This window comes from Solwaraspora sp. WMMA2059, assembly GCF_027497315.1.
Lineage (GTDB): Bacteria > Actinomycetota > Actinomycetes > Mycobacteriales > Micromonosporaceae > Micromonospora_E.
On sequence record NZ_CP114908.1, the window covers coordinates 1,109,449 to 1,124,721 of the forward strand.

The 15,273-nt window shown below is 74.2% G+C and carries 1 protein-coding gene; it reads left to right on the plus strand.

The window, feature by feature from the left end; translation table 11 throughout:
- The first annotated feature begins 76 nt into the window (after window positions 1–76).
- A complete protein-coding gene (locus O7553_RS05025; protein ID WP_281553696.1) occupies window positions 77–15,271 on the plus strand; it encodes a type I polyketide synthase in 15,195 nt (5,064 codons plus the stop codon).
- The last annotated feature ends 2 nt before the right edge of the window (window positions 15,272–15,273 follow it).

Below are 15,273 nucleotides of genomic sequence, written 5' to 3' on the forward strand. Positions count from 1 at the left end.
TGCGGTGGACTGCCCGTCACTAGCATCGAGCCAAGTCCTCGCATTCGCTTTGCCGCTTCAGTTGTGGAGTGCCCGGATGAACATCCAGCCCGAGAGCGTCGTCGACGACACCACCGGCAGCTCGGGCGGTGTCGCCGGGTTCCGTACCCGGTTGGCCGGGTTGCCCCCGGTGGAGCAGCACCGCCTGGTGCTCGAGCTGGTGTGCGTCGCGACCACCCAGGTCATCTCGCAGGTCCAGCCCGATGCGCCGGCCGAGGTGGACCCGGTGCTGCCCTTCCAGGACCTCGGGTTCGACTCGCTCGCCGCGGTCGAGCTGCACGAGCGGCTGACCGCCGCCACCGGCCTGGCGCTGCCGGTGACCCTGGCGTTCGACCACCCGACCCCGCAGGCCGTCGCCGATCTCGTGGTGCGGCAGCTGGTCGGCGCGCCCGTCGACGCCCGGCCGGTACGCCCCCGACGCGACGGCGCGGACGAACCGATCGCGATCGTCGGCATCGGCTGCCGCTACCCCGGCGGGGTGTTCTCCGCTGCCGACCTGTGGCAGCTTGTCGCCGACGGCCGGCACGTGATCGGGGAGTTCCCGACCGACCGGGGCTGGGACCTGGCCGGACTGTTCGACCCGGACCCCGACCGGCCGGGTACCAGCTACGTGCGCCACGGCGCCTTCCTCGACACCGCCGCCGAGTTCGACGCCGACTTCTTCGGCATCGGCCCGCGCGAGGCGTCGGCGATGGATCCGCAGCAGCGGCTGGTGCTGGAGACGTCGTGGATCGCGCTGGAACATGCCGGGATCGACCCCATGTCACTGCGCGGCAGCCGGACCGGGGTGTTCGTCGGCGCCGAGCCGCAGGAGTACGGACCACGACTGTACGAGGCCCCGGCCGGGCTGGACGGCTACCTGCTCGCCGGCAACGCGCCGAGCGTGGTCGCCGGGCGGGTGGCGTACACCCTGGGGTTGCACGGCCCCACCCTGACCGTGGACACCGCCTGCTCAGGGTCCCTGGTCGCGCTGCACCTGGCCAGCCAGGCCCTGCGCACCGGCGAGGCGTCGCTGGCGCTGGCCGGCGGGGTCGCGGTGATGGGCAGCCCCGGCACCTTCACCGCGTTCAGCCGCCAACGCGGCCTGGCCCCCGACGGCCGCTGCAAACCGTTCGCCGACGCCGCCGACGGCACCGGGTTCGCCGAGGGCGTCGGGATCCTCGTCCTGGAACGGCTCGGTGAGGCGCGCCGCCGTGGACACCGGGTTCTCGCCGTGCTGCGCGGCTCGGCGGTCAACTCCGACGGGGCGAGCAACGGGCTGACCGCCCCCAGCGGGCCCGCGCAGCAACAGGTGATCGCGGCGGCGCTGGCCGACGCCGGACTCGTCCCGGGTGACGTCGACGCCGTCGAGGCGCACGGCACCGGCACCAGGCTCGGCGACCCGATCGAGGCCCAGGCGCTGCTCGCGGCGTACGGTCAGGAGCGGGACGAACCACTGTGGATCGGTTCGCTCAAGTCCAACATCGGCCACACCCAGGCGGCGGCCGGGGTGGCGGGCGTGATCAAGATGATCATGGCCCTGCGGCACTCGCTGCTGCCCGCGACCCTGCACGTCGACCGCCCTACGCCGCGGGTGGACTGGACCGCCGGCGCGGTCGCGCTGCTGACCGACGCCCGCCCCTGGCCGGCACTGCCCCGTCCGCGCCGCGCCGGGATCTCCTCGTTCGGTGTGAGCGGCACCAACGCCCACGTCATCGTCGAAGAGGCCGACGCCGAGACCGCCGAGGCCGGTGAGGCCGGCGAGACCGGTGAGGCCGGCGAGACCGGTGAGGCCGGCGAGACCGCCGGGGGCGGTGAGACCGGCGAGACCGCCGGGGCGGGCGAACCGGCGGGCCAGGAAGCGCCCACGGTGCTGCCCCTGGTGCTATCGGCCCGCAGCGCGCCGGCGTTGCGGGCGCAGGCCGGTCAGCTGCTGCCGTTGCTGCGGGCCGGGACATCGCTGCCCGACACCGCGTACGCGCTGGCCACCACCCGCGCCGCGCTGGAACACCGGGCCGTGGTGCTCGCCGCCGACGCGCCCGAGGCGGTACGGGGCCTGGAAGCGTTGGCCACCGGCGAGACGACCGGCTCCGGAGTCTATGTCGGACGGACGATCGGCGGCCGGGTCGCGTACCTGTTCACCGGTCAGGGTGCCCAGCGCCTCGCCGCCGGGCAGGCCCTCGCCCGGCGGTTCCCCGCGTTCGCGCGGGCCTTCGCCGACGCGGCCGACCAGGTCGACGTCCACCTGGACCGACCGCTGCGCTCCATCCTGACCGGCGACGACCGGGCCCTCCTCGACCAGACCCGGTACGCCCAGGCCGCGATCTTCGTCACCGAGGTGGCGTTGTACCGGCTGCTGGAGTCGTGGGGGCTCCGCCCCGACTACGTACTGGGCCACTCGGTCGGCGAGCTGGCCGCCGCCCACGTCGCCGGGGTGCTCACCCTGGCCGACGCGGCGCTGCTGGTGACCGCCCGGGGCGAGCTCATGCAGGCGTTGCCCGTCGGCGGAGCGATGGTCGCCATCGAGGCGGCACCCGACGAACTGCCCGAGCGGCTGCCCGCCGACGTGAGCGTCGCGGCCGTCAACGGTCCGCGCTCGCTGGTCATCTCCGGCGACGAACGGACGGTCACCCAGGTTGCCGAAACCTTCGCCGCACAGGGCCGCCGGATCCACCCGCTGCGGGTGTCACACGCCTTCCACTCCGCCCGGATGGACCCGATGCTCGCGCCGTACCGCCAGTTCGCCCAGGTGGTCGACTTCGCGCCGGCCCGGATCCCGATGGTGTCGACGGTGACCGGCGCGCTGATCGGCGACGACGAACTGGCCGACCCCGAGTACTGGGTACGGCAGGTGCGTCAGAGCGTCCAGTTCGCCGATGGCATGGCCGCGCTGGCCGCCGCCGGGGTGCGCACCTTCGTCGAACTCGGCCCGGACGCGGTGCTCAGCGCGCTCGGCCCGGCCTGCCTGCCCGACGGCCGCGACGACGTCTCCCTCGTCGCCACCCTGCGGCCGGGCCGCGACGAGGTCCGGGACCTGGTCGGGGTGCTCGCCCACCTGCACCAGCGCGGTGCGTCGGTGGAGTGGCCGGCCGTGTTCGGTGGGCAGGTGAACCACCGGGTCGAGCTGCCCACGTATCCGTTCCAGCGTAGCCGGCACTGGCTCACGCCACCCGGCCCGCGCCGTGACGCGGCCGCACTCGGCCAGGCCGACGCCGAACATCCGCTGCTCGGCGCGGCGGTCCGGCTCGCCGACAGCGACCGTACGCTGCTCACCGGCCGGATCTCGGCGCAGACCCATCCCTGGTTGGCCGACCACGTCGTCGCCGGTGCGACCCTGCTGCCCGCCACCGCCTTCGTCGAACTCGCCGGACACGCCGGCGCGCTGCTGGGCAGCCCGACGGTGGCCGAACTGACCCTGCACGCGCCGCTGGTCCTGGCCGACGGGGCGGCAACCGCACTGCAGATCATGGTCGGTCCCGACCAGGGTGACGGCCGGCGTAGCGTCACGATCCACTCCTGCGGCGAAGCCGTGACCAGCGGCAGCCGCTGGCTGCAGCACGTCAGTGGCACCCTGGCGGCGGCCGCGCCGGACGCACCCACCGAAGCCGACTGGGCGGTGACGTGGCCACCGCCCGGTGCCGAACCGGTCGACCTGTCCGACTGGTACGAGCGGCTCGCCGCCCAGGGCTACCAGTACGGCGACAGCTTCCGTGGGCTGCGGGCCGCCTGGCACGCGGCAGGCGAGGCGTTCCTGCACGTCGAGCTTCCCGAGCCGGTCCACGCCGAGGGCTACCGGCTGCATCCGGCCCTGCTCGACGCGGTGCTGCAGGCCACCGAGCTGGCGACCGAGCCGCCTACCAGATCGCCCAACGAACCGGCGACCGAGCCGCAGGCGGCCCAGCCGGGCGGTGCCGGGCAGATCCGGTTGCCGTTCGCCTGGCGGCACGTGTCCGCCCTGACCACCGGCGCGCGCGCCCTGCGGGTGCGGGTCACCTCGGCCGGCGAGCACGGCGTGTCGATCGAGGCCGTCGACGCCACCGGCGCGCCCGTGGCGAACGTCGGGTCCTTCGTCACCCGTCCCGCCGACCCCGCCCGGCTGGCCGTACCGACCGGCGGCGGCCAGCTCTACCGGGTGAACTGGATTCCGGTCGGCCCGGCGCAGCGGCCGCTCTCGTACGTGGTGCTCGACCAGGTCCGGCAACTGCCCGACGTGCTGCCGCAGGTCGTGGTGCTGCCGGTGCGCGCCGCCGGCATCGGAGCCGAGGCGGTCCGCACCGCCTGCGACGAGACGCTGGCGGTGATCCGGTCGTGGCTGGCCGACCCCCGTACGGCCGGATGCCGGCTGGCCATCGTGACCGCCGGCGGAAACAGCCTCGACGGTGATCCCACCGGCACCGTCGACCCTGCCCACGGTGGCGTGCACGGCCTGGTCCGTGCGGCCCAGGCCGAACACCCCGGCAGGTTCCTGCTGCTCGACGTCGTCGCCACCGACGCCAGCGGCCTGGCCGCCGCGCTCGCCGCCGCCGTCGCCGCGGACGAACCTCAGGTCGCGGTTCGCGCCGGCGCGGTGCTGGCGCCCCGGCTGGCCCTCGCCCCGCCGGCGGAACCACTCCCGTCCGTTCCGACCGTCGGAGCCGCCCCCGCTGACGGCGCCGTCCGCAACGGTCGGTCGGGCCGGCTCGATCCGGCCGGCACGGTGCTGATCACCGGTGGCACCGGCGGTGTCGGGGCCGTCCTCGCCGAGCATCTGGTCCGTGCGCACGGGATACGGCACCTGCTGCTGGTCAGCCGGAGCGGCCCGCAGGCCGCCGGAGCCGGGGACCTGACCGCCAGCCTGGCCGAGTTGGGTGCCAGCGCGCACGTCGCCGCCTGCGACGTGTCCGACCGGTCCGCCCTCGCCGCGCTGCTCGACGGCATCGCCCCCGAGCACCCACTGACCGCGGTGGTGCACGCCGCCGGCGTGCTCGACGACGGGCTCGTCGACACCCTCACCGGGCAGCGGATGGAGGCCGTCGCCGCCGCGAAGGCGTACGCCGCCTGGCATCTGCACGAGCTGACCCGGGAGCTGCCGCTGGCCTGGTTCGTGCTCTGCTCGTCGGCCGCCGGTCACCTTGACGGTGCCGGCCAGGCGAATTACGCGGCCGCGAACGCCGCGCTGGACGCCCTCGCCGCCTACCGTCGTGACGCCGGCCTGCCCGCGCTCAGTCTGGCGTGGGGGCTGTGGGCACATGCCGGTGGCATGGGGGACCGGCTGGACGCCGCCGCCCGGCGACGTATCGAACGGTCCGGTCTGCCCGGCATGTCCATCCAGGACAATCTAGAGCTGTTCGACGCGGCGTTGCGCGTACCGGCGGCGACGCTGCTGCCGCTGCGGCTCGACCTGGCCGCGCTGCGGGCCAGGCCGGACGGTGTGCCGCCGCTGCTGCGTCAGATCGTCCCGGTGGTCCTCCCAGGCGGGAACCGGTCGACAGCCGCGACCGGCGCCGTGGCGTCCGGCACCGCGACGCCGGACGGGCGTCCGGCACCGAACGGAGTCGCGGCCGACTGGGCACGGCTCGCCCCGGCCGAGCGGCAGCGCGCCGTACTCACCCTGGTCCGACGCCTCGCGGCCGCCGTCCTCGGGCACAGCGGTGCCGAGGCCGTCGAGCCCGACCGGCCGTTCAGCGAGGTCGGGTTCGACTCGCTGGCCGCCGTGGAGCTGCGCAACCTGCTCACCACCGAGACCGGGTTCACCCTGCCGGCCACGCTCGTCTTCGACTACCCGACCCCTCAGGCGCTGGCCGTCTACCTGGTCGACAAGGCGGTGCCGGTCGCCGACGCGCCGGCAGCCGCGCCGGACACCGTCACCGCCGCCACCGACGAGCCGATCGCGATCGTCGCGATGGCGTGCCGGTATCCGGGCGACGTGGCGTCACCGGAGCAGCTGTGGCGCCTGGTCGCCGACGGGGTGGACGCGGTCAGCGAGTTCCCCACCGACCGGGGGTGGCAGCTCGAGCAGATCTACCACCCTGAGCCGGGGCAACCTGGCCGCAGCTACGTCAACCAGGGCGGATTCCTGCACGACGCGGCCATGTTCGATCCGGAGTTCTTCGGGATCAGTCCGCGGGAGGCAGCCGCGATGGATCCGCAGCAGCGCCTGCTGCTGGAGATCACCTGGGAGGCGGTCGAACGCGCCGGGATCAACCCGCACTCGTTGCGCGGATCCCGTACCGGGGTGTTCGCCGGCGTCATGTACCACGACTGGGGCACCCGGCTCGGGCAGGTCTCCGAGGAGATCGCGGGCTACCTGGGCAACGGCAGCCTGGCGAGCGTGGTGTCCGGCCGGATCGCGTACACCTTCGGCTTCGAAGGGCCCGCCGTCACCGTCGACACCGCCTGCTCCTCGTCGCTGGTCGCGCTGCACTGGGCGGCGCGGGCGCTACGGCAGGGGGAGTGTACGTTGGCCCTGGCCGGCGGGGTGACCGTCATGTCCACACCCGACACGTTCATCGACTTCAGTCGTCAGCGCGGGCTGGCCGGCGACGGCCGCTGCAAGTCGTTCGCCGCGGCGGCGGACGGCACCGGCTGGGGCGAGGGCGCCGGTGTGCTGCTGCTGGAGCGGTTGTCGGACGCCCAGCGCAACAACCATCCGGTGCTGGCGGTCATCCGAGGTTCGGCGGTCAACTCCGACGGCGCCAGCAACGGACTGACCGCGCCGAACGGCCCGTCCCAGGAACGGGTGATCCACGACGCGCTGACCAGTGCCGGGCTGAGCCTGGTGGACGTCGACGCCGTCGAGGCACACGGCACCGGCACCACCCTGGGCGACCCGATCGAGGCGCAGGCGCTGATCAACACCTATGGGCAGCACCGGCGCGACGACCGGCCGCTGTGGCTCGGCTCGATCAAGTCGAACCTCGGCCACACCCAGGCGGCCGCCGGCGTCGCCGGGGTGATCAAGATGGTCCAGGCGATGCGGCACGCCGAACTGCCGCGGACCCTGCACGTGGACCAGCCGTCGGCACAGGTCGACTGGTCGGCGGGCGAGGTGCGACTGCTGGCGCGGGCGCGCCCGTGGCCGGCACCGGACGGCCTGCGGCGGGCGGCGGTGTCGTCGTTCGGTATCAGCGGCACGAACGCCCACGTGATCCTCGAGCAGGCGCCGGCGCCGGTGCCGGCACCCGCGTCGGCCGACCCGGGACCAGCTCACGCCGGGGTGGTGCCGCTGGTGCTGTCCGCGCGTGACTCCGCCGCGCTGCGGGAGCTCGCGCGGCGGCTGGTGCCCGTGGTGGAGTCCGGTGTGCCACTGACCGACGTGGCTCGGGCGCTGGCCGGTACGCGGGCGGTGTTCCCGCACCGGGCCGTGGTACTGGCCGAGAACCCGGCGGACGCCACCGCCGGACTACGGGCGGTCGCCACTGGCGGAACCGCCGCACAGGTGGTCGTGGGTTCGGTGACCGGTGCCGGCGAGGTCGGCTTCGTGTTCCCCGGCCAGGGTTCGCAGCGGCCGCGGATGGGCCGTGGGCTGTACCACCGGTTCGATGTGTTCGCGGCGGCGTTCGACGAGGCGTGCGCGGTCTTCGACGAGCTGGGGCTGCCGTTGCGTGACGCACTGCTCGGCGAGACGGACGACTGGCTGGACCAGACCGCGTACGTACAGCCGGCGCTGTTCGCGGTGGAGGTGGCGCTGAGCCGGCTGCTGCGTTCGTGGGCGGTGCACCCGGACGTGGTGCTGGGCCACTCGGTGGGCGAACTGGCGGCGGCGGTGGTCTCCGGCGCGCTGTCGCTCACCGACGGCTGCCGGGTGGCGGCGCACCGGGGCCGGTTGATGCAGCGGCTACCCGAGGGCGGAGCGATGGCGGCGGTGGGCACCGCCGAGGACGTGGTGCGACCGTTGCTGGACGACGGCGTGTGGCTGGCGGCGGTCAACGGGCCATCGGCGGTGGTGCTGTCCGGGTCGCGCCCGGCGGTGGAGTCGGCCGTGGAGCGACTGCCGGCGGGGACCCCGGTCTCCTGGCTGCGGGTGTCCCACGCCTTCCACTCCGGACTGATGGAACCGGTTCTGGCTGACTTCCGGCAGGTCGTGGCGCAGGTGGCAAGCCGACCGCTGACGGTGTCGGCGGTGTCGTCGGTCTCCGGCGTCGCGGTCGACGACCAGTGGGGCGAGCCGGACTACTGGGTCGACCAGATCCGGCGGCCGGTACGGTTCGGCGACGCGGTGACCAGCGCGGTCGACACCGGCGTCGCGACGTTCGTGGAGGTCGGACCCGGTGCGGCGCTGTCCGGTCTGGTCGCCACGATCGCCGCCGGCGCCGAGGTGGTGCCGGTGCTGCGTACCGGGGCCGACGAGGTGGAGTCGGTGCTGTCCGGCGTCGCCCGGCTGTGGGTACGCGGTGCCACGGTCGATTGGGACGCGGTGCTGCCGCCCGGGGCTGACACCGGCAGCGGCCGTGGACCTGTCGACCTGCCCACCTATCCGTTCCAGCGCAAGCGTTACTGGTTGACGGCCAGCACCGACCCGACCGGCGTGGGCCAGACCCCGGTGCGGCACCCGATGCTCGCGGCGGTGCTGCCGCTGGCCGGCGCGGGTGTCGTACTGACCGGGCAGCTGGACCCGGCCATGCAGCCGTGGCTCGCCGACCATCAGGTACTCGACACCGTGCTGCTGCCCGGCACGGCGTTCGTCGAACTCGCGCTGCGCGCCGGGGCGCAGGTGGACCATCCGGTCCTCGGTGAGCTGACCCTGCAGGCACCGCTGCCGCTGAACGGAGCCGACGGTGCGGTCGTCCAGATCGTCGTCGACCGCCCCGGGTCCGACGGGTGCTCGATATCCATCCACTCGCGCCCCGCCAACGCTGCCGCTGACGCCACCTGGACCCGGCACGCGACCGGGACCATGCGGCCCGCGACGACCGCAACCGGCGGCGGTGCCACCGGTGCCGCGCTGACCGAGTGGCCGCCCGCCGGGGCCACCGCGATCGACGTGACCGCGGCCTACGATCAGCTCGCCGACCGCGGCTACGACTACGGGCCGGCCTTCCAGGGACTGCAGGCCGCGTGGCGGCGCGGCGACGAGATCTTCGCCGAGGTCACCCTCCCCGCCGACACCGCCAGCACCGGTTACGGACTGCACCCGGCGCTGCTGGACGCCGCGATGCACGCCGACCTGCTCGCGGGTGGACCGACCCTGCTGCCGTTCGTCTGGAACGACGTCGTGCTGCACCGGTCCGGCGCGTCCGAACTGCGGGTACGCATCACCCGCCTGCGCGGCGACGAGCTGTCCTCGATCGACGTCGCGGACGTCACCGGCCAGCCGGTGGCGAGCATCGGCACCCTGGTTTCTCGACCCGTCGCGCCGGCCCAGCTGGCCGCACCGGCCGGTCAGCAGCTGCACACCGTCGAGTGGACAACGGTGTCCGGCGGGGATCCGGTCCCCGACGACGGATGGCACACGATCGGCGTGCCGTACGGCACCGAACCGGCCTGGCCGGATCCGGCAGCCCTGCTGGCAACGGTCGACGACGGAACCCCGGCACCCCGGATGCTGGTGCTGCGCGTACCCGACCGGGACGGGGCGGGCCTGATGCCGCAGGCGGCCCGGGCAGCGGTCGGGACGACGCTGGCCGTCGCGCAGGCGTTCGTCGCCGACCACCGGTTCGACGCGACCCGGTTGACCGTCGTGACCGACAGGGCGGTGCGGCTGCCCACCGACGCCGACCCGGCGCTGGCCCACGCCGGGGTGTGGGGGCTGGTCCGGGCGGCGGCGCAGGAGCAGCCGGGCCGGTTCCAGCTGATCGACCTGGACAGTGGGGACGCGACGGCCGTCGCTGGACTGCGGGCGGGGCTCGCCGGCGACGAGCCGGAGCTGGCGGTACGGGACGGGCGCTGTTTCGTGCCCCGGTTGAGCCGCTACCCGGCCGGTGCCGCCGCCACGGCGACCTGGGATCCCGATGGCACGGTGCTGGTCACCGGTGGTACGGGTGGTCTGGGTGGTCTGGTGGCGCGGCATCTGGTGCGGGTGCACGGGGTGCGGCATCTGGTGCTGGTGGGTCGGCGTGGGTCGGGTGCGCCGGGTGTGGGGGAGTTGTGTGCTGAGTTGTCGGGGTTGGGGGCGCGGGTCAGGGTTGTCGGGTGTGATGTGGCGGACCGGGGTGCGGTGGCGGGTGTGTTGGCGGGGATCGATGTTGATCATCCGTTGACGGCGGTGGTGCACGCCGCCGGTGTCGCTGACGCCGGCACGCTGACCACCTTGACCCCGGACGCGGTGTCCGCCGTGTTCGGCCCCAAGGTGGACGCCGCCTGGCACCTGCACGAGCTGACCCGGGAGCTGCCGCTGGCCGCGTTCGTGCTGTTCTCTTCCGCTGGCGGGCTGGTGCTGGCCGCCGGTCAGGGCACCTACGCGGCGGCCAACACGGTCCTCGACCAGCTGGCGGAGTACCGGGCGGCGCACGGGCTGCCGGCGACGGCGATGGCCTGGGGGATGTGGAACGAAGCCACCGGGATGGGCGCGCCGGACCAAGCCGCCCTGCACCGGATGTCCCGGCTCGGGATGCCCGCGCTGGACCGCGGTGACGCGCTGGCGCTGTTCGACGCCGCGCTGGCCGCCGGCGTGCCGGCGATCGTTCCGCTCCAGGTGGACCGGGCGGCGCTGCGCGCCAGGTCCGAGGTGCCGGCGCTGCTGCGTAACCTGGCCGGGCGATCCGTTCACGACGGTGACCGACCGTCGGCCCGCCGTGGCGTTTCCCGACTCGCCGAGCTACCCGCCGAGCAACGCGAGCAGGCGTTGCTCGACCGGGTCCGGGTGGAGGTCGCCGGAGTGCTCGGGTACGACGGCCCGGACGCCGTCGCGCCCGGCCGGGCGTTCCGCGATCTGGGGTTCGACTCGCTCGCCGCGGTCGAGCTGCGTAACCAGCTCGCCACGGCGACCGGGCTGACCCTGCCGGCCACCCTGGTGTTCGACCACCCCACTCCCGCCGCCGTGGCGCGGTTGCTGGCGGACAGGCTCACACCCGTCGACCAGCCGCCGACGGACCCGTCGACCGCCGACGGCGCACCGGCCGACACGACCACGGCGTCGCCGGTCGCCGGCGCCCCGACCACCGTCGAGGATCCGATCGTGATCGTGGGGATGGCCTGCCGCTACCCCGGCGGGGTGAACTCGCCGGCCGACCTGTGGCGGCTGGTCGTCGACGAGGTCGACGCGATCGCGCCGCTGCCCACCGACCGGGGCTGGGACGTCGACGGCGTCTACCACCCGGAACCGGGCACACCGGGCCGCAGCTACGTGCGGGAAGGTGGCTTCCTGGACGACGCGGCCGGCTTCGATCCGGACTTCTTCGGCATCGGCCGTCGTGAGGCGATCGCCATGGATCCGCAGCAGCGCCTGCTGCTGGAGACCGCCTGGGAGGCCGTCGAACGCGCCGGGATCGACCCCCGTGCCCTACGGGGCAGCGCGACCGGCGTCTTCGCCGGCGTGATGTACGACGACTACGGCACCCGGTTGCACAACCCACCCGAGGACGTCGTGCCGTACCTGACCAACGGCAGCTCCGCCAGTGTGCTGTCCGGTCGGGTGGCGTACCACCTGGGTCTGGAGGGACCGGCGGTGTCGGTGGACACGGCGTGTTCGTCGTCGTTGGTGGCGTTGCATCTGGCGGTCAACGCGTTGCGTTCGGGTGAGTGCGAGCTGGCCCTGGCCGGCGGGGTGACGGTGATGTCCACCCCGGAGGTCTTCGTCGACTTCAGCCAGCAGCGTGGGTTGGCGCCGGATGGGCGGTGCAAGTCGTTCTCGGATGACGCGGACGGGACGGCGTGGTCGGAGGGGGTGGGTGTGTTGGTGGTGGAGCGGTTGTCGGATGCGCGGCGTCGTGGTCATGGGGTGTTGGCGGTGGTGCGGGGTAGTGCGGTGGGTTCGGATGGTGCGTCGAACGGGTTGACGGCGCCGTCGGGTCCGGCGCAGGAGCGGGTGATTCGGCGGGCGTTGGCGGTGGCGGGTGTGTCGGCGGGGGGTGTGGATGTGGTGGAGGCGCATGGTACGGGGACGCGGTTGGGGGATCCGATCGAGGCGCAGGCGTTGTTGGCGACGTATGGGCGGGGTCGGGACGCGGATCGTCCGTTGTGGTTGGGGTCGTTGAAGTCGAACATCGGTCATGCGCAGGCGGCGGCGGGTGTGGGTGGTGTGATCAAGATGGTGATGGCGTTGCGGGCGGGGGTGTTGCCGCGGTCGTTGCATGTGTCGGAGCCGTCGTCGCATGTGGACTGGTCGGCGGGTGGGGTGCGGCTGTTGACCATGGCGCGGCCGTGGCCGGGTACCGACGGACCGCGTCGGGCGGGGGTGTCGTCGTTCGGGTTGAGTGGGACGAACGCGCATGTGATCGTGGAGGAGGCGCCGGGGGATGTGGCTGTGGGTTGGGGGGTGGAGCCGCCGACGCACCACTTCGACCACCAGCGGCTGTGGCTGGAGGACGGCCCCGGCAAGAGCGACTTCGGTGCGGCCGGACTGGAACCGCTGAACCATCCGCTGCTGTCGGCCGTGGTGGCGATGCCGGACACCGGCGGGCTGACGCTGACCGGACGGATCTCCGTTGCCGGCCAGCCCTGGCTGGCCGACCATCGGGTGCTCGGCAGGGTACTGCTGCCCGGCACCGCCTTCGTCGAACTCGCCACCCGGGCCGGCGACCAGGTCGGCTGCGCGTACCTGGAGGAACTGACCCAACTGGCGCCGCTGGTGGTGCCCGACGGCGCGGCCCTGGCCCTGCGGGTCGTGCTCGGCGCGGCCGACGACACCGGTCGCCGGCCGGTGTCGGTGTACTCCCGGCCGCAGCGGCCCGACGCGTCCGACGGGTGGACCAGGCACGCCACCGGGACCCTCGCCCCGGACGCCCCGCCCACCGTGACCGCACCCGACCAGTGGCCGCCGGCCGGTGCCCGGCCGGTCGATCTGGACACCGTGTACGACGACTTCGCCTCCCTGGGGTACGGGTTCGGGCCCACGTTCCGGGGACTGCGCGCACTGTGGCGGCGCGACGCCGAGGTCTTCGCCGAGGTCGTGCTGCCCGACAGCGCGGACGCCGGGGCGTTCGGGCTGCATCCGGCGCTGCTGGACGCCGCCGTGCAGGCCGCGGACTTCCTGGTTGAGGGCGGACCCCGGGCGATCACCCAGACCCGGGTGCCGTTCGCCTGGACCGGCGTCGCGGTGCACGCCGCCGGAGCGGGCGCGGTGCGGGTGCACGCCCGCGCCCTGCAGCCGGACGGCGTTGTGGCGCTGGACGTCACCGACCTCGCCGGCCAGCCGGTGGCGGCGGTGGGGGCGCTGACCCCCCGGCCGTTGACGCCGGAGCAACTCACCGACGGCGACGAGCCACTGTACGACCTGGTGTGGCGGGGTTGTGAGCCGCCGGCAACCGGTGGTGGTCGGCGGGTGGTGCTCGGTGCCGACCAGCCTGACCTGGATGCCCTCGCTGCGGTGATCGACGCCGGTGAGCCGGCACCGGATCTTGTCGTGCTGACCTGCCGGGCGGGCGACGACGGCGCCGTACCGCAGCGGGTCCGTGAGGTGACCCACCGGACACTCGCCACGGTCCAGCGGTGGCTGGCCGACGAGCGTTTCGCCGGGGCCAGGCTGGTGGTACTCACCCAGGGCGCCGTCGAACCGGTCACCGACCTGGCCCAGGCGCCGGTGTGGGGCCTGGTCCGGGCCGCACAGGCGGAGAATCCGGACCGGTTCGTCCTGGTCGACAGTGACTCCGGCGAGCTGCCGGCCCTGCCGTCCGACGAACCCGAGTTGCTGGTACGCAACGGCGAACTGCGGGTACCGAGGCTGGCACGGGCCGAGGTGGGTGACGCGACCGCGGCCTGGCCGAGGCACGGCACGGTCCTGGTCACCGGTGGCACCGGAGCCCTGGGAGCGCTGGTCGCACGTCACCTGGTCACCCGGCACGGCGTGCGCCGCCTGCTGCTGACCAGCCGCCGTGGCCGGCAGGCGCCCGCGGCGAACCGCCTTGTCACGACCCTCACCGAGCTCGGCGCAGAGGTGTCGGTGGTGGCCTGCGACGTCGCCGACCGCGATGCGCTGGCCGACCTGCTCGCCCAGATCCCGGCCGCGCACCCGTTGACGGCCGTGGTGCACACCGCCGGTGTGCTCGACGACGGGGTCGTCACCGGCCTCACCCCGCAGCGGATCGACGCTGTTCTCCGTCCCAAGGTCGATGCCGCGTGGCACCTGCACGAGCTCACCGCCGACCGGGACCTGTCGGCGTTCGTGTTGTTCTCCTCGGCCTCGGGCGTGCTGGACGGCGGCGGCCAGGGCAGCTACGCGGCAGCCAACGTGTTCCTCGACGCGCTCGCCCGGCTGCGTCGGTCCCATGCACTGCCCGCAGTTTCGGTCGCCTGGGGACTGTGGGCGGACGATTCCGAACTGGCCTCCAGCGCGATGACCAGCCAGCTGGCCGCCGGCGACATCGAGCGGCTGCGTCGACTCGGCGTCACCGCGATCGCCCCGGCCGACGGGCTCGCGCTGCTGGACCGCGCGGTCGCCGCTGCCCGGCCGGTGGCGGTCGCCGTGCAGTTGGACACCGCCGCCGTACGGGCCCGTGCCGCTGACGTACCGGCGGTGCTGCGTGATCTGGCCGGCCCGGCCGCCCGCCCGGTCCCGGCTGCCGCAGCCGACGTACCTCTGCGGCAGCGGCTGGCGGCGATGGGCGCCGCCGACCGGGAGCGGACCATGCTCGACCTGGTCCGGTCCCACGTCGTCGCCGTTCTCGGCCGATCCGACCCGCGCACCGTCGACCCGGACAAGGGGTTCCTCGACCTGGGACTGGACTCGTTGGCCGCGCTCGAACTGCGTAACCGGCTCGCGACGGCCACCGGCCAGCGGCTGCCGGCGACGTTGGTGTTCGACCAGCCGACCGCGAACCTGCTCGCGGCGTACCTGCGCACTGAACTTCTCGGCGCCGAGCCCGAGCCCGCCGACGGTCCGGACCCGGACGAGGAACGGTTGCGGGCGGCCCTGGCGGCGGTCCCGCTGGCCGCGATCCGTCAGGCGGGGATCCTCGACACGCTGCTCGCGCTCGCCGGCACCGCAGCCGCGCCGGGCACCGCCGGTCCGGCCGGCAACGGCAACGGTTCGCTCCGCGACGGCGGCGTACCGCACGACACCGGCCGCGACGCGGCCGAGCGGTCCGCGATCGACGCCGAATCGATCCGGGCCATGAACGTGGACGACCTGGTACGCGCCGCGCTCGGTCGGGGCGATGCCGGCAACTCGGAGGGCTGAGG